The 15,564-nt window shown below is 72.3% G+C and carries 14 protein-coding genes; 6 read left to right on the top strand and 8 right to left on the bottom strand.

Annotated elements, in window-relative coordinates; genetic code table 11:
• Window positions 1–19: 19 nt before the first annotated feature.
• On the top strand, window positions 20–475 hold the full coding sequence (locus tag ACFT9I_RS14190; RefSeq protein WP_382563979.1) for a tellurite resistance TerB family protein: 456 nt from the start codon (window positions 20–22) through the stop codon (window positions 473–475).
• A gap of 68 nt (window positions 476–543) precedes the next feature.
• Here the strand turns inward: ACFT9I_RS14190 and ACFT9I_RS14185 are convergent, their stop codons facing one another.
• Window positions 544–1,590, bottom strand: a complete 1,047-nt coding sequence (locus ACFT9I_RS14185; RefSeq protein ID WP_382563977.1) for a M56 family metallopeptidase — start codon at window positions 1,588–1,590, stop codon at window positions 544–546.
• A 5-nt stretch (window positions 1,591–1,595) separates the two neighbouring features.
• Window positions 1,596–2,045, bottom strand: a complete 450-nt coding sequence (locus tag ACFT9I_RS14180) for a BlaI/MecI/CopY family transcriptional regulator (protein ID WP_382563975.1) — start codon at window positions 2,043–2,045, stop codon at window positions 1,596–1,598.
• Between the two features lie 110 nt (window positions 2,046–2,155).
• Between ACFT9I_RS14180 and ACFT9I_RS14175 the strand changes: the two genes are divergently transcribed.
• Window positions 2,156–2,731: a TerD family protein gene (locus ACFT9I_RS14175; RefSeq protein WP_382563974.1), complete on the top strand. Its 576-nt coding sequence runs from the start codon at window positions 2,156–2,158 to the stop codon at window positions 2,729–2,731.
• A gap of 99 nt (window positions 2,732–2,830) precedes the next feature.
• Here the strand turns inward: ACFT9I_RS14175 and ACFT9I_RS14170 are convergent, their stop codons facing one another.
• The 3 genes from ACFT9I_RS14170 to ACFT9I_RS14160 all read right to left on the bottom strand — a co-directional run bounded on the left by ACFT9I_RS14170 (window position 2,831) and on the right by ACFT9I_RS14160 (window position 5,201).
• Window positions 2,831–4,123, bottom strand: coding sequence for a cation:proton antiporter (locus ACFT9I_RS14170; protein WP_382563972.1), 1,293 nt, complete (start codon window positions 4,121–4,123; stop codon window positions 2,831–2,833).
• 6 nt (window positions 4,124–4,129) lie between these two features.
• Window positions 4,130–4,615, bottom strand: coding sequence for a cation:proton antiporter regulatory subunit (locus ACFT9I_RS14165; protein WP_078078737.1), 486 nt, complete (start codon window positions 4,613–4,615; stop codon window positions 4,130–4,132).
• A 295-nt stretch (window positions 4,616–4,910) separates the two neighbouring features.
• Window positions 4,911–5,201 (bottom strand): DUF3040 domain-containing protein, encoded by a 291-nt coding sequence (locus ACFT9I_RS14160; protein ID WP_382563969.1) that lies wholly within the window; start codon window positions 5,199–5,201, stop codon window positions 4,911–4,913.
• A gap of 215 nt (window positions 5,202–5,416) precedes the next feature.
• On the opposite strand from ACFT9I_RS14160, the gene ACFT9I_RS14155 reads away from it, so the two are divergent.
• The 4 genes from ACFT9I_RS14155 to ACFT9I_RS14140 all read left to right on the top strand — a co-directional run bounded on the left by ACFT9I_RS14155 (window position 5,417) and on the right by ACFT9I_RS14140 (window position 9,054).
• Window positions 5,417–6,397 carry a HAMP domain-containing sensor histidine kinase gene (locus tag ACFT9I_RS14155; protein WP_382564039.1) on the top strand — a complete coding sequence of 327 codons (981 nt, stop codon included), beginning with the start codon at window positions 5,417–5,419 and terminating at the stop codon, window positions 6,395–6,397.
• A gap of 5 nt (window positions 6,398–6,402) precedes the next feature.
• The gene (locus ACFT9I_RS14150) at window positions 6,403–7,092 is read left to right on the top strand and encodes a response regulator (RefSeq protein WP_382563967.1); all 690 of its coding nucleotides are present in this window, start codon (window positions 6,403–6,405) and stop codon (window positions 7,090–7,092) included.
• Window positions 7,093–7,178: 86 nt separating this feature from the next.
• The gene (locus ACFT9I_RS14145; RefSeq protein ID WP_382563965.1) at window positions 7,179–8,039 is read left to right on the top strand and encodes an ABC transporter substrate-binding protein; all 861 of its coding nucleotides are present in this window, start codon (window positions 7,179–7,181) and stop codon (window positions 8,037–8,039) included.
• A 70-nt stretch (window positions 8,040–8,109) separates the two neighbouring features.
• The gene (locus ACFT9I_RS14140; RefSeq protein WP_382563964.1) at window positions 8,110–9,054 is read left to right on the top strand and encodes a siderophore-interacting protein; all 945 of its coding nucleotides are present in this window, start codon (window positions 8,110–8,112) and stop codon (window positions 9,052–9,054) included.
• Window positions 9,055–9,158: 104 nt separating this feature from the next.
• Here ACFT9I_RS14140 and ACFT9I_RS14135 read toward each other — a convergent pair whose 3' ends face one another.
• From ACFT9I_RS14135 to ACFT9I_RS14125, 3 genes are all read right to left on the bottom strand, one after another.
• The gene (locus ACFT9I_RS14135) at window positions 9,159–9,623 is read right to left on the bottom strand and encodes a hypothetical protein (RefSeq protein WP_382563962.1); all 465 of its coding nucleotides are present in this window, start codon (window positions 9,621–9,623) and stop codon (window positions 9,159–9,161) included.
• A gap of 173 nt (window positions 9,624–9,796) precedes the next feature.
• On the bottom strand, window positions 9,797–13,192 hold the full coding sequence (locus ACFT9I_RS14130; protein ID WP_382563960.1) for a BTAD domain-containing putative transcriptional regulator: 3,396 nt from the start codon (window positions 13,190–13,192) through the stop codon (window positions 9,797–9,799).
• A 78-nt stretch (window positions 13,193–13,270) separates the two neighbouring features.
• Entirely contained in the window at window positions 13,271–15,379 is a 2,109-nt protein-coding gene (locus ACFT9I_RS14125) for a SpoIIE family protein phosphatase (protein ID WP_382563958.1), read from the bottom strand.
• Between the last annotated feature and the right edge of the window lie 185 nt (window positions 15,380–15,564).

Here is a 15,564-nt window from a genome sequence, read left to right as displayed (position 1 = left end):
CGAGACATACGGAGCACTCATGGCCCTGTGGGATCGCATCAAGGAATCCGCCCAGACGATGCAGACCCAGCTGGAGGCGAAGAAGAACGACCTCAAGAGCGGTTCGTTCCGCGACGCCAGCATGGCGATGTGCGCCCTGGTCGCGGCGGCCGACGGCTCCATCGACCCGGCCGAGCGTCAGCGCGTCACGCAGCTGATCACGAGCAACGACGTGCTGCGGAACTTCCCGCCCGCCGATCTGCAGAAGCGCTTCGACGACTACCTGAACAAGCTCATCGCCGACCCGTCGCTCGGCAAGGTCAATGTGCTCCAGGAAGTCGCCAAGGCGAAGAAGAAGCCGACCGAGGCGCGTGCCGTCATCCAGATCGGCATCGTCATCGGCGGCGCCGACGGCAACTTCGACGCGCAGGAGCGGGCCGTCGTCCGTGAGGCGTGCTTCGCGCTCGACCTCCAGCCGCAGGAGTTCGACGTCTAGGACGCGCTACGCGACACGCGCTCTTCTCCGGCGTCGGCCGGGCCGCACGGTCGGCCCGGCCGGCGCTTTCACAGTGGGCCCGCCTTCAGTACGAGGAACAGCGTGACCGTCGCGTTCGCCGAGGAGAGCGCCGATCCGAGCGTTCCGGCCGCCGCCGTCCAGGCGGCCAGACCCACCGCGGTGAAGACCGGCGGCCAGCTGACTGCCGACGGCGCGGGTTCCAGCAGCGCGGCCACCCGGCGCGGCACCGGGCCCGGCGCGGCGAAGCCCGCCAGCGTCGGGGTGGGCGTGCCACGCGTGACGAGGGCCGCCTTGCCGATGGCCCGCGCCACCACCCGCCGCTCGCCCGTCACCCGGGCCGCCTCCTCGTCCGCCCACCGCTCGGTCGTGTAGGCAACGGCCGACCGCAACGGCAGCAGCAGCGGGTTGGCCCGCGCGGCGAAGCGGACCACGAGCAGATAGCGGTGGTGGTGTCCCGCGAGATGGGCCCGTTCATGGGCGAAGAGTGCCGCGCGTTCGCCGGAGTCCAGACACGCGAGCATGGCCGTGGAGACAACGATCCGGCCCCCGGAGATCCCGTCGCGCACGACCGGCCGCCGCGTGAACCATGCCGTGCGCCGAGCCCGGGAACGAGCCTTGGACCGGGCCATGGACGGAGCCGTCGACGAGGCGCGGGGCGGCCGGCTCCGTACGCCCGGCAGCGCGTACGCGTACGCCGCCTCGTCGGCCAGCACGGCGAGTTCACCGTCCGGCACCCCGGCCAGCGCGTGCTCCGCCTGCCGACGGACGCGCCGGTGCCTGCGGACGGCGGTCGACCACGACACGGCCACGGCGAGCAGCGCGACGACGGCGCCCTTGCCCGCGGCCTCCTCGTACGGCGCGGTGGTACGGGCCTCCCGGTCGGCCCAGGCGTCCGGCAGTGGATGACCGGGCAGCTGCACCGTACCGACGACCACCAGCAGCCCCAGGCACACCGTGCTGCACACCGCCAGGACGGCGGCCAGCGCCGACAACAGCCGTGTGGCGACGCGCGGATGGAGATGCCGCTCGGCGAGGCGCGCGATCGGCAGCGCGGTCAGGGGCAGCAGCAGCGGCAGCAGGACGAACACTCCCATCCCGGTCAGTCCTCCGCCCCGTCCTCGGGGAGACCGAGGAGGTCGCGCAGCAGCCGTTCGTCGTCCGGCGAGAGGGTGGTGACGAACCGGGCCAGTACGGCTTCGCGGTCCGACTCGGCGTCCAGTACGCGCCGCATCCGCAGGGCGGCGAGTCCCGCCTCGTCGGAGGTCGCGCACCATTCGAAGAACCGGCCCACCCGCTCGCGGGTGACCGCCCGTTTGGCCTGGAGCCTGGTCAGGATGGTCATGACCGTCGTGTACGCCAGGTCCCCGCCGAGCCGGTCGAGCACCCAGCCCGCGTTGACCGGTCCGGGCGCCTGCCGCAGTACGGCGAGCACCTGGGCCTCCAGCTCGCCCTGACCGCGCCGACGCGGGCGCCCGTCCGGGCCGCCGTCCCCACCGACCTGTTCCCTCACACCGTCTCCCTCCGTTCCCGACGTGCGGCCTGGGTCCATCCGGCGCACGTCCGGCGTGGCTCCGGCGTGGCAGCTCCGCCGCCCCGCACACACTTCTACAGTGTTGTAGATTTTTGTTACGGTCACCAGCTCAACTCAGGAGGAGCAGCGTGGGAGTTTCCCTGTCCAAAGGCGGCAATGTCTCGCTCACCAAGGAGGCGCCGGGGCTGACAGCCGTCCTGGTCGGTCTCGGGTGGGACGTCCGCACGACGACCGGTACCGACTACGACCTGGACGCCAGCGCCCTGCTGGTCAACGAGGCCGGGAAGGTCGGCACGGACCAGAACTTCGTGTTCTACAACAACCTCAAGAGCCCCGACGGTTCGGTGGAGCACACCGGTGACAACCTGACCGGTGAGGGCGAGGGTGACGACGAGGTCGTCAAGGTGAACCTGGCGGCCGTGCCTGCCGAGATCACCAAGATCGTCTTCCCGGTGTCGATCCATGACGCCGAGAGCCGCGGCCACAGCTTCGGCCAGGTCCGCAACGCCTTCATCCGCGTCGTGAACCAGGACGGCGGCGCCGAGCTGGCGCGCTACGACCTCAGCGAGGACGCGGCGACCGAGACCGCGATGGTCTTCGGCGAGCTGTACCGCAACGGCGCCGAGTGGAAGTTCCGCGCCGTCGGCCAGGGTTACGCGAGTGGCCTGTCCGGCATCGCCGCCGACTTCGGTGTCGGGGTCTGACGACTCGTACCGCATCGGCACACCCGCACACCCGAAGGGGCATGGCGCGCGCGACTCGCGCTCCGTGCCCCTTCGGCGTGTCCGGACCTCGGACGAGTCTCAGCCGTGCGAAGGAGCCGTGTCGGTCGCCCCCGGCCCCGGGAGGACGGGGGCCTCCGTGGCGGGCGCCTCCGTCGCGGACTCCTCGGCGCCGGACTCCTCGGCGCCGGACTTCTCGGTGACCGGCGGCGCCTTCGGGGGCGGCTTGCGGGTGAAGCGCCGGGCCAGCGGTTCGGTCCAACGGGCCGCCAGCGGCCCGAGGATGACCAGGATCAGCACATACGCGGTGGCCAGTGGCCCGATCCGGGGCTCCACGCCGACGGCGAGACCCGCGATGACGATGGAGAACTCGCCGCGCGCCACGAGGGTGCCGCCCGTCCGCCAGCGGCCGGCCGTCTTGACGCCCGCTCTGCGTGCCGCGTACCAGCCCGTGGCGATCTTCGTCAGCGCACTGACGACGGCCAGGATCAGGGCGGGCACCAGCACCGGCGGGATGGCGGCGGGATCGGTGTTCAGACCGAAGAACACGAAGAAGACGGCGGCGAAGAGATCACGCAGCGGCGCGAGCAGGTTGTGGGCGCCTTCGGCCACTTCACCGGAGAGCGCGATGCCGACGAGGAACGCGCCGACGGCGGCGGAGACCTGGAGTTCCTGGGCGACGCCCGCGACCAGCACGGTGAGTCCGAGGACGACCAGCAGCAGCATCTCCGGGTTGTCGGAGGAGACCGCACGGCTGATCAGCCGGCCGTGGCGCAGCGCGACGTACAGCACGGCACCCACACTGCCGAGCGAGATGAGCAGCGTGAGGCTGCCGCCCGCGAGGCTCAGTCCGGCCAACAGCGCGGTGAGCAGCGGCAGATAGACGGCCATGGCGAGGTCTTCGATGACCAGGACGCCGAGGATGACGGGGGTCTCGCGGTTGCCGAGCCTGCCGAGGTCGCCGAGCACCTTGGCGATGACGCCGGACGACGAGATCCAGGTGACGCCCGCGAGCGCGACGGCGGCGACGGCGCCCCAGCCGAGGAGGAGCGCGGCGATCGCACCGGGCAGTGCGTTGAGTACGAAGTCGACGATGCCGGAGGGGTACTGGGTCTTGAGGTTGGTGACGAGTTCTGAGGCGCTGTACTCCAGCCCGAGCAGGAGGAGAAGGAGGATGACACCGATCTCGGCGCCCGTGGCGATGAACTCCTCACTGGCGGCCATGGGGATGAGGCCGCCATGACCGAAGGCGAGTCCCGCCAGCAGATAGAGCGGGATGGGCGAGAAGCCCACCCTCCCGGCGAGCCGGCCGAGCAGGCCCAGGCCGAGGATGACGGCCCCGAGTTCGATGAGCAGCGCGGTCGTGTCGTGCACGGGCGATTATCCTCCGGTGATCAGTTCGGCGACGGCGTCCACGCCTTCCCTGGTGCCGACGACGACGAGCGTGTCCCCCAGTGCGAAGCGGAAGTCCGGGGTGGGCGAGGGGACGGCGTCGGTGCGGCGCAGGACGGCGACGATGGACGCGCCGGTGCGGGCACGGGCCTGGGTGGAGCCGAGCGTGCGTCCTGCGAAGGGGGAGCGTTTGGTGATCGGGATGTGCTCCGTGACGAGGTCGATCTCCAGGTGCTGGTGGAGGTGCCCGACCGGGTCCGGCATCAGGAGCTTGGAGAGTGCCGTCGCCTCGTACGGGGCCAGCGGGGTGGAGTCCTTGCAGTTGTCGTCGTCCTCGGGATCGTGGAAGGCGACGATGCGGCGCCCGTCCTGGTGCACCACGACCGAGATATGACGGCCCGAGTCGGTGTTGAGGTCGTAGCGGGTACCGACCCCGGGCAGGGCGGTCTTGCTGACGTGAGCGGTGTGCTCCATAGGAAGGCGCTCCATGCGGGCATGCGGGCATGCGTTGGCGGTGTGTGGGCCGCGGGGCCCCTGGCCGGGGGAATTCTCCACCATGCGGCGAGGCGGGGCCGGTCAGTCGCCGGCGGCCGGCCGGGGCGCTAAGGCGGTACGGCTGCGCTCGTCCATGAGCCGCCCCTCCGCCTCGACCACCGATCGGCAACGAGCAGCCCAACGCTCAACCGAGCGGCGGCAACTCGTCATCCATTTTAACGTAAAAGAAAATGGGCCGATTCCGGTGATTGGTCCGGGTATTGACGGCTGTGGGTCAGGTGGGCGGCGGCGTGCCGCGCCGGATGTGCTCCCGGTTCGGGTCGAAGAGATGCCCGGCCGCCCCGGACACCACGAGCCCGCCCGCGAGCAGGAGCCCGTGTCCCAGCGCGATGCCCAGCCCGAGCAGACCGAGCCCGACAGCGAGCGTCAGCCACGCCACGCCGTGGCGGTACTCCCGGGGGCGGCGGGGCAGGCCACGTTCGAACGCGGCGGCGAAGCGCGGATCGTCGTGCCGCAGCCGGTCGGCGAGATCGTCGAGGAGCCGGTCTTCGTCGGGGGCGTGCATGGGACCTCCTCCCCCGGGATGTCTGTGTCCACGATCACCCGGCGCCCCGTGCCGTCACCATCGGTGCCGACACCCATGTCCGGGGGTGTGGACCATGTATCCCGGGGGTGTGGGACATGCGGACGCCCCGGGGTGGCGAGGGGTCGCGGGCCCTACGGGCGATAGTGGGGAGGTCCACCCCGAGGAGGCCGTACTCCGTGTCCGCGTCCGTGTCCCTGTCCCTGTTCTGGCGCATCTTCCTGCTCAACGCCGCCGTGCTGTTCGCGGCGACCGCGCTGCTGCTGCTCGGCCCCGTCACGGTCTCCACGCCGGTCCTGCTCACCGAGGCGATGATCATGGCCGCCGGTCTGGTCGCCATGCTGATCGCGAACGCCGCGCTGCTGCGGATCGGACTCGGACCGCTGCAACGGCTCACCCGCGCGATGACCACCACCGATCTGCTGCGTCCGGGCCCCCGGCCGGCCGTGTCGGGACACGGGGAGATCGCCGAACTGATCAGGACGTTCAACACGATGCTGGACCGTCTGGAGGCCGAACGCGCGGCCAGCAGCGCGCTCGCGCTCTCCGCGCAGGAGGCCGAACGGCGCAGGATCGCCCAGGAGTTGCACGACGAGATCGGCCAGACCCTGACCGCCGTGCTGCTCGAACTCAAGCACGTCGCCGACCGGGCGCCCGAGCCGCTGCGGGACGAACTGCGCCAGGTGCAGGAGACCACCAGGGACAGCCTGGACGAGATCCGCAGGATCGCCCGCCGGCTGCGCCCCGGGGTGCTGGAGGAGCTGGGGCTGATCAGCGCGCTCAAGGCGCTGACGAACGAGACCACCGCCCACACCGATCTCGACCTCAGGCGCAGCTTCGACGGCGATCTCCCCGCACTGGACCAGGAGGTCGAGCTGGTCCTCTACCGGGTCGCCCAGGAAGGGCTCACCAACATCGTCCGGCACGCACGGGCCCAGCAGGTCGGTGTGGCCCTGCACCACGGCGCGCTCGGACTCGAACTGCTGGTCAGGGACGACGGACACGGAATCGGTACGGCCCCGGAGGGCGCGGGCATCCGGGGCATGCGCGAGCGCGCGCTGCTGATCGGCGCCGAGGTGTCGCTGGGCGACGCGCCGGGCGGCGGTACGGAGGTACGGCTGCACGTCCCCGCCACGCACCTCGGACCGGCCGCGCCTCTCACGAACGGGAGCCACTGACCGCCATGACCTACCCGAACTCCGGTCCCACCAGCACTGCCGAGCCGGTTCCGACCCGCATCCTGCTCGCCGACGACCACGCCCTCGTACGGCGCGGGGTGCGGCTGATCCTCGACGGCGAGCCGGACCTGACCGTGGTCGCGGAGGCCGGCGACGGCGCCGAGGCCATCGAGATGGCCCGCGAACACCGCCCCGATCTGGCCATTCTGGATATCGCGATGCCGAGGCTGACCGGCCTCCAGGCCGCTCGCGAACTCTCCCGGCTGCTCCCGGACACACGCATCCTGATCCTGACGATGTACGACAACGAGCAGTACTTCTTCGAGGCGTTGAAGTGCGGCGCGAGCGGCTACGTGCTCAAGTCGGTCGCGGACCGGGATCTGTTGGAGGCGTGCCGGGCGGCGATGCGCGACGAGCCGTTCCTCTATCCCGGCGCCGTCACCGCCCTCATCCGCAACTACCTGGACCGGGTACGGCGGGGCGACAGCATCCCGGAGAAGGCCGTGACCGCGCGGGAGGAGGAGATCCTGAAACTCGTCGCCGAGGGCCACTCGTCGAAGGAGATCGCCGAACTGCTCGTCATCAGCGCCAAGACGGTCGAGCGCCATCGGGCCAATCTGCTCCAGAAGCTGGGGCTGAAGGACCGGGTGGAACTGACTCGATACGCCATCAGGGCCGGCCTCATCGAGCCCTGACCGGCGTACGGTTGGACTTCCGGCGCCATCCGCCGGGCAGGGTCACACTCACGCACCTCACCACGAGAGCGGAACGAGGCGACACCATGTCCCCGCACAGCAGCTGGGAGTTCACGGACGATCGCGGCCATCTCACCGTCGCGCCCCGCCGCCCGGACCGGGTGGTCGCCTACATACAGGCGGGCGCGACCCTGTGGGACCACGGCCTGCGCCCCCTGGGCATCTTCGGGTCCCACCACGACGGCGACTCCCCCGACCCCGCGAAAGCGGGCGGACTGCCGCTCGGCGCCGTCCGGGACTTCGCCGCGGGCAGTTCGGTCGATCCGGACGCCGTCCTCGCCGCCGAACCGGACCTGCTGGTCGCCGTCAGCTACGGCGGCGGCCAGATCTACGGCATCGATCCGGAGGCGGCCAAGCATCTGGAGGAGCAGGTGCCCGTGGTCGTCATCGACGTGGGCAAGGACCGGCCGCTGGACGGGATCAGGGACCGGTTCACGGCGCTCGCCCGCTCGCTCGGCGCACCGCAAGAGCCCGACGCGCAGGACCTGGAGTGGGCGGAGGCCCGGCTGCGTACGCTCACCGCGCGGCCCGCCGCGGCCCGGGTGCTCGCCCTGTCGGCCGCCGGGCCCGGCACCGTACATCTCGCACGGCCCGGCACCTGGCCGGACCTGCGGGCGCTGTCGGCGCTCGGCGTCGATCTGCTCGATCCCGGTCAGGGGGCGGGCGGCAACTGGCGTACGACGGACTGGGCACAGGCGCTCGCGCTCGATCCGGACGTCGTGCTCGGGGACGTACGGGCGAACGCGGCCACGCCCGACGCGCTGCGGAGCGACCGCCACTGGCGCGCGCTCCAGGAGCGGGTGCGCACCGTGGCATGGAATCCGGAGGCGCCGTGCAGTCATCGGGGGCACGCGCGCTTCGTGGACGCGGTGGCCGCGGCGCTGTAGTCGGCGCCGCCGGGGCGCCGTGTAGGTGGCGTGTCGGTCGCGTATCGGTGGCGGCTGCGACCGTTCCGGCATGACACGTCACCCAGACACGCCCGCGGACACGGACACGACTGCCGGACGCCCCGCCGCGCCGGCCCTGCCGGTACGGACCGTGGAGGTCTCCGCCGTACGTCGGATCTCGCCGCGCATGGTCCGCGTCACCCTCGGCGGTCCCGCACTGGCCGATTTCAGCTACGACGCCCCCGACCAGCAGGTGAAGCTCTACTTCCCCCGGCCGGGGCAGACCGTACCCCGGCTCCCCGAACCAGGCGCCGACGGGGATGTGATGCGCTGGTACGGGGCGTTCCAGGCGATCCCGGAGGACGAACGGCCCTGGACGCGCAGCTACACGATCCGGTCGCACGACCCGGCGCGGGGCACCGTCGACGTCGACTTCGTCCTGCACGACGGGTCGGCTGACGAGGCGGGTGACGGCGCGGGCTCCGGTGAAGGCCCCGCGACCCGGTGGGCGCGGTCGGCCGGGCCCGGGGATGTGCTCGGTATGTTCGGCCCGTCCGCGTACTTCGCGGAGCCCGTACCGCTCGGGACCGCCGACTGGATGCTGCTGGCCGGTGACGAGTCGGCGTTGCCCGCGATCGGCACGATCATCGAGGCGCTGCCCGAGGGGGCGCGTGCGGTGGCGTACGTGGAGGTGTGGGACGCCGCCGAGGAGCAGCGGTTCGAGTCGGCGGGCGAGGTGACGGTGCACTGGCTGCACCGTGCCGCGACGACGGACGGCTCGCCGCTGGTGGAGGCCGTGCGCGCGGCCGAGTTCCCGGCGGGCTCGGTGTTCGCCTGGCTCGGCGGGGAGGCGAGCGCGGTACGGGCGCTGCGGCGGCATCTGGTCGGCGGACGCGGCCTCGACAAGCGTTCGGTCCACTTCACCGGCTACTGGCGCCGCAGTCTGACCCAGGACGACGCGCCGACGGAGGCGGACCTGGCGGAGGCGCGGGAGCGGTTGGCCGACCGGTCCTAGGGGGTGTCGGTCATGGCCCCGCCCCGTTGTCCCGGAAGGACAGGCCTTCCGGGACAGCGGGGCAGCTGTGGCGGGGGGTCAGGGCTTGGTCAGAAGGACCGGGCTCAGCCGAAGTCGTACACGGTGACGGTCACGGATCCGCCTTCGGCGCTGATGGTGTACGGGCCGGGGCCCGTGTAGGGGACGCAGCCGTCGGCGAGGATGTCGTCGGCGTTGATGCCGGTGTCGTCCTCCCCCACGAAGGCGCACACCTCGCTGACCGGGTGGGGCACGAACCTGTGCTCGGCGCCGCCGAACAGCGGATAGCGGGGCAGGGTGGGGGTGTTGATGTCCCGGTCCGGATGTTGCCACAGGGCGGTCTGCTGGCCCCACGGGGCCCTCACGACGACTTCGCCGTAGGGTTCGGGCAGGTCGTTGTCGTCGCTCTCCCGGGGGTTGGAGAAGTCGATCGAGTAGGTGATGGGCCCGCTGGATTCCTGGGCCTGGGCCGCGCCGGCGCTCACCGCGCCGACCAGCATCAGAGTTGTCGAGGCGAGGATCGCCACTCGGCCCGCAGAGTCGAGACGCATCGCAACTTCCTTTCACTCAAAGTAGCCAATCGGCTGCCGTGAGTAAGGCTATGGGGAGCGTGTGGCCGCTCCGCCATGCCTGTGGGGCAAACCCCCCGGAAGAATGGGACCGAAGCCCACCTCCGCGGTCGTTGCGCGGGCGCGCACACAACTGCCCGCCGAGCCGGTCGCCGTCAGATCAGGGTGGCGGCCTCTTTCACGGAGAGGGCACCGCCTTCGGCGTACGCGTCGGCCCAGGTGTCCGGGTCGAGCGCGGCCCGGACCTCGTCCTCCGCCCGCCGGGCGATCTCCCTCTCGTAGCCGGCCGGATAGGGATGGAAGAGGAACCTCTCGGCGAGCCCGGTGTTCCGGGTGTACGCACCCAACAGCCGTGCGCCGTCGGTCGCTTCGCCGGTCCCGGTCTTCGCCCACGCGGCGCAGAGGAACTGACTGACGATCAGCTGCGGTGCGACAAGGTGCGCCAGACTGTCCAACAGGCGTACCGACTCGCGCAGATGACCCAACGCACGCCCGTACTCGGTGTCGAGGCAGTCGAGCCAGCCGTGCAGTCCTTCGGTGAGACCCACCTGGAGGCCGTGATCCCCGAAGCCCGGTTCCTCTTCCAGCGTGGTCAGTTGGTCCCGCGCGAGGGCGGTACGTCCGGTGCGGCCGTAGCGTCCGGCGAGCAGCAGCCGGGCCGTCCCGCCCGTGCGTCCCGCGTGACCGCGGGACTCCTCGACCGCTTCACGCAGCAGCAGCTCGGCGGCCTCCTCCGCGGCCGGGCCGGTGGCCGCCTCCAGCCGTACGGAGGCCAACCGCGCCTTGAACAGCGACACTTGGGTGGCCATGCCGATACGCGCACAGCCCTCCATGGCCCGCTCGAAGTCCGCCGCGGCCTCCTCGTAGCGGCCCCGCCGCTCGAACGACTCGCCCCGGGCGGACAGGGATTCGGCGAGGATCACCACGTCACCGGTCCGTTCGAGCAGCGACACCGCCTCGTCGGCGTCCCGCGCCGCCCGGTCCTCGTTGCCGGGCCCGGGGTCGAGCATTCTTCCCCGCAGCGTGAGCGCGAGGCCGAGGTCCCAGCCCCGGCCGGGCCGGGCGCGGCAGGCGTCCACCAGGGCGTCCAGCGTCTGGCCCATGCTCCGCCACTCGCCGACGAGCAGCCCGGCGAAGAACCACATGACACCGGGTTGCCGGCAGACCTGGGGCAGGTCGGCGCGGTAGGCGGCCACGATCCGGGCCAGGTGTGCGCGGGTGCCGGCGCTTCCCCATACCTGGCCGCCGCCGTCACCACCGCCCCCGCCCCCGCCCTCGCCCCCGCCCTCGCTCTCGTCGCCGCCCATGCCCGCGCCGCTCGCGAACCTCAGCAGCCGCACACCGCGCCGGGCCTCCCACACCTGCTCCTCGGACCAGGGCGGCGAGAGGTCGATGCACGGATCGGCGAGCGGTACGGCGGGACGGACCGGCGCCTCGAACGGGTCGGGCCCCAGGGCGGTGACGGCCGTGGACCAGTCGCGGGCGTCCCGCTGATGGCCGCGAAGCTGCCAGAACCAGCTCATGGAGAGCACGAGACACAGCGCGTCCTGTTCGCGCGACGGTACGTCGTCGTGGTGGAGCGCGGTGCGCAGCGCGGTCCGTACGTTGTCGTGCTCCCGCTCGAACTGCGCGAGCCGGTACGCCTGTCGGGGGCCGCGCAGCTCGGGTTCACCGACGCGTACCAGTTCGCGGTAGGCGCGCAGATGGCGTAGCTCGACGGCCACCCGCTCGCCCGACTCGTCCAGCCGCCCGGCCGCGTACTCGGCGACGGTCTCCAGCAGCCGGTAGCGCATGCCGTCCGGGCCGCCGGGCACGGCGACGAGAAGCGACTTGTCGACCAGGGAGGCGAGTGCCTCGAAGACCGGTACGTCGCCGTCGGCGCAGACCTCCTCGGCCTCGCCCGGCGCGCAGCCGCCCACGAAGACGGAGAGCCTGCGCAGCACCGCCCGTTCGGTCTCCGTCAGCAGCTCCCACGACCAGTCCACGACGGCACGCAGGGTCTGCTGCCTCGGCAGTACGGTCCGGCTGCCGCTGCCCGCGCCCAGCAGCCGGAAACGGTCGTCCAACCGGTCGGCGAGCTGACGCGGGGTGAGCAACCGCAGCCGGGCGGCGGCCAGTTCGACGGCGAGCGGCAGTCCGTCGAGTCTGCGGCAGATCTCCTCGCAGGCCGCCGCGTCGTCGTCCGTACGGAAACCGGGCCGGGCTGCGGCGCCGCGTTCGCCGAGCAGGCGCAGCGCCGCGCCCGGTCCCAGCGGGCCGACCCCGTACAGGAACTCGCCGCGCACACCCAGCGGTTCACGGCTGGTGGCCAGGACGGTCACGTGGTGGCAGCGGGTGAGGACGGTCTCGGCCAGTTCGGCCGCGGCGTCGATCACCTGCTCGCAGTTGTCGAGCACGATCAACAGGCGCCGGGAGCCGCAGTGTTCGACGAGCCTGGCGAGCGGGTCGGGCACGGCGCCCTCCGCGCCACCGGGGCCGCGCACCGCCGTCTCGCGGGCGCCGAGCGCGGTCAGTACGGCCTCGGCCACGGCGGCGGGCTCTCGTACGGAGGCGAGTTCCGCGACCCAGACACCGTCCGGCCAGTGACCGCTCGTCCGCGCCGCGCTCTCGGCGGTCTCGAAGGCGAGCCGGGTCTTGCCGGCGCCGCCGGGCCCGGTGAGTGTCATGAGGCGGTGGGCGCGCAACTCGACCGGGAGCAGGTCCAGTTCGGACTCCCGCCCGACGAAGGAGGTGAGCCGGGCGGAGAGATTGCCGGGGACGGCGGTGGTCGGGAGGCTCGGGGCGTCGGCCTGGTGGAGCCGGGCGTCGGTCGCGTCGTCCGACAGCAACTCCGCGTGCAGGGCGCGCAGTTCCTTGCCCGGCCCCGTGCCGAGACGGTGGGCCAGCAGGGCGCGTACCTCCTCGTACGCCTCAAGGGCTTCGGCCCGGCGCCCCGCCGAGCGAAGCGCCTCGATCCTCGTGGCCTGCAGCGGTTCGTCCAGCGGTGACTCGGCGGCCAGCGAGGCGAGCCCCGGCAGGGCGCGCTCGGGGCGGCCGAGCAGGACGTCGGCCGTCAGCCGGGTGCGGCGCGCCTCGGTGTGCCGTTGCCGCGCGCGTACGGCCAGGGGGTCGGTGTCACCGCCCGGCAGATCCGCGAGGGCCGGCCCGCGCCACAGCGCCAGCGCCTCGTCCAGCAGGGCGGCGGCGCGGGCGCCGTCGCCACCGTCGAGCGCCGACGCCCCTTCGGCCGCGAGCCGTTCGAAGCGGAACAGGTCGATGTCGTCGCGCTCCGCCGTCAGCCGGTAGCCGCCGGGGACCGAGTCGATCGCGCCGCCGCCCAGTGCCCTGCGCAGTCGCCCGATCAGGGCCTGGAGCGCGGCGGCCTCGTCGGCGGGCGGCTCCCGCGCGTCGTCCCACACCTGGGCGGCCAGCCGGTCGCCGGAGACCGTACGGCCACCGGCGGCGGCGAGCGCGACGAGCAGCGCGCGCATCCTCGCGCCACTGATCGGCACCTCGGCGCCGTCCGGGCCGAAGGCCCTGGTCGTGCCGAGTACGTCGTAGCGGTAGGTCACGACCCCATTGTCCCCGCCCCACGAGCTGCCCGCGCCCGCCGCAGGGCCCGGCCGGGCCGGACCCTGCGTGCCAGGCCCTCAGGCGGCCCGCCGCTCCGGTGGGGTGAACTCGCACCAGACCGCCTTGCCGTCCCCGCGCGGCTCCACCCCCCACCGTGCCGATACCGCGTCGACCAGCAGCAGCCCGCGCCCCGATGTCGCCGACTCGCCCGGCCACCGTCGGCGCGGCCAGGCGCTGGAGCGGTCCTTCACCCAGAGCCGGACCCGTCGTACCGGTCCCGGTACGACTTCCAGGGTGAGGACGGCGCCTCCCTCGGTGTGCAGCAGCACGTTCACCAGCAGCTCTCCGGCGGCCAGTTGTACGTCGTCCACCAGGGTGGCCAGGTTCCAGTCCTCCAGTGCCTGGCGCAGCACGGCGCGGGTCTCGGCCAGGCCCTCCGGGTCGGCCTGGTGGATGTACTGGTGGATGCGGGGCGCCTGGCGGGTGCCGGGGTCGGGTGCCCGGTGCAGGACGAGCAGCGCGACGTCGTCGCCGGTCCCCCAGCGGTGCCACAGCCGGTCGGCGAGATGGTCGGCGAGCGCGCTCGCGCGGCCGGGGCCGGTGCGCACGACATGGGCGAGTTCCGCCATGCCGTCCTCGATGTCGAGCCCGGACTCCTCCACGAGACCGTCGGTGCAGAGCACGAAGGTCTCGCCGGGCACCAGGTCGAGCCGGGTCTCGGGGAAGTCCTCCTGCCCGAAGTCGGTGGCCAGGCCGAGGGGCAGTCCGCCGCGCAGATTGGGCCAGCCGGTTCTGCCGTCGGCGTGCCTCACGAGCGGGCCGAGATGTCCGGCGCGTACCGCGCGTACGGCTCCGGTGGACAGGTCGAGCTGTGCGTAGGTGCAGGTGGCGAAGCGCTCGGTGTCCAGCTCCACCAGGAACCGGGAGGCCCGCGCGAGTACGGTCGCCGGCGGATGGCCCTCGCCGGCGAAGGCGCGCAGCGCTATCCGCAGCTGGCCCATGACCGCGGCGGCGTGTGTGTCGTGTCCCTGGACGTCGCCCACGACGACGCCGACCCGGCCGCGTGGCAGGGCGATCACGTCGTACCAGTCGCCGCCGACCTCTCTGCCGCTCCAGGCGGCGTGGTAGCGCACCGCTATCTCGACGCCGGTGAAGGCGGGGATGTCGCGCGGCAGCATGGACGACTGAAGCCCGGTGGCGAATTCCCGCTCCTGGTCGAAGAGGATCGCGCGCTGGAGCGACTGGGCGACGATGCCGGCCAGTCCGAGGCAGACGTTGCGGTCCTCGGCCGTGAAGTGGGTGCGGCCCCGGTAGAAGAGCGCGAGACCGCCGACGGAGCGCGCCTGCGCGACGAGCGGGAGGAAGGCCGCCGCGTCGAAGCCGTGTCCGTCGGCGTACGGGCGCGGCCGGGTCGCGCCGTCGGAGAGGTCGGCGAGACCGGAGGGGTCGGCGAGTCCGGGGAGGTCGGCGACTTCGGGGACTTCGGGGAGCGACGTGGAGAAGCGGGCACGCTGGGTGAGGGCCGCCCGCGCGAGCGGCATGGCGTCGTCCAGCGGGGCGACGGGCCGCTCCCCCGGCGCCTCCAGGGACTCTCCGGACACGGCCACGAGTCTGACGGAGCCGCCGTCGACGAGACCGAGCGCCAGCCCGTCGGCGCCGAAGCGCTCCAGGCCGCCGGCGTCACTCAGGACGGCGATGACGTCATCGACGGTGACCGCGTGGGAAAGGGCCTCGGTGGTGCCCTGGACCATGGTGGTCAGCCGTCGTCGGCCGGCTTCCTGGGGGCTGATCTCGGCGAATTCGGTCAGCTCGGTGGTCGCGTTGCGGACGATGCCGATGATGCGGTGCGGGGATCCCCGGTCGTCCCGCAGGATACGGGCCCGGACATGGGTCCACTGGCGGATTCCGTTACGGCGGGTGACCTGGAAGTACGCGCCGTACGACGTCCGTCCGGTGCGGATCGCCCGGTCCACGGTGGCGTCGAGGCGCAGGCCCTCCTCAGGAGGGACGCGCTCGCTCAGGGACTCGGGGTATCCGTCGTACTCCCCCGGGCGCAGGTCGAACACAGCCAGCCCCGCCGCATCGAGATCGAGGGTCCTGCGCATCAGGTCCCAGTCGAAACTGCCCATACGGTTCAGGGCGAGCCGCTTGTCCGCACCGATGGCCGGGCGGTTCCGTCCTGCCATGTGCCCGCTCCGGGAGTAGAGATTGTGTAAGAAGCCTAACTTTCCTCACATCTCCTCGCAGAACGTCCCGCCTGACGCCTGACGCCTGAGCCGCTTCGCCCTCGCCGTGTCATGTACCTGGACACCACGAGGGCGCCGTGCTGTGATGCCAACTGCTGCTCTTTCCAACGTTGTACAGCCTCGAT

The organism is Streptomyces sp. NPDC057137 (genome assembly GCF_042670825.1).
GTDB lineage: Bacteria > Actinomycetota > Actinomycetes > Streptomycetales > Streptomycetaceae > Streptomyces.
This window is presented reverse-complemented; position numbering and strand designations above follow the sequence as displayed.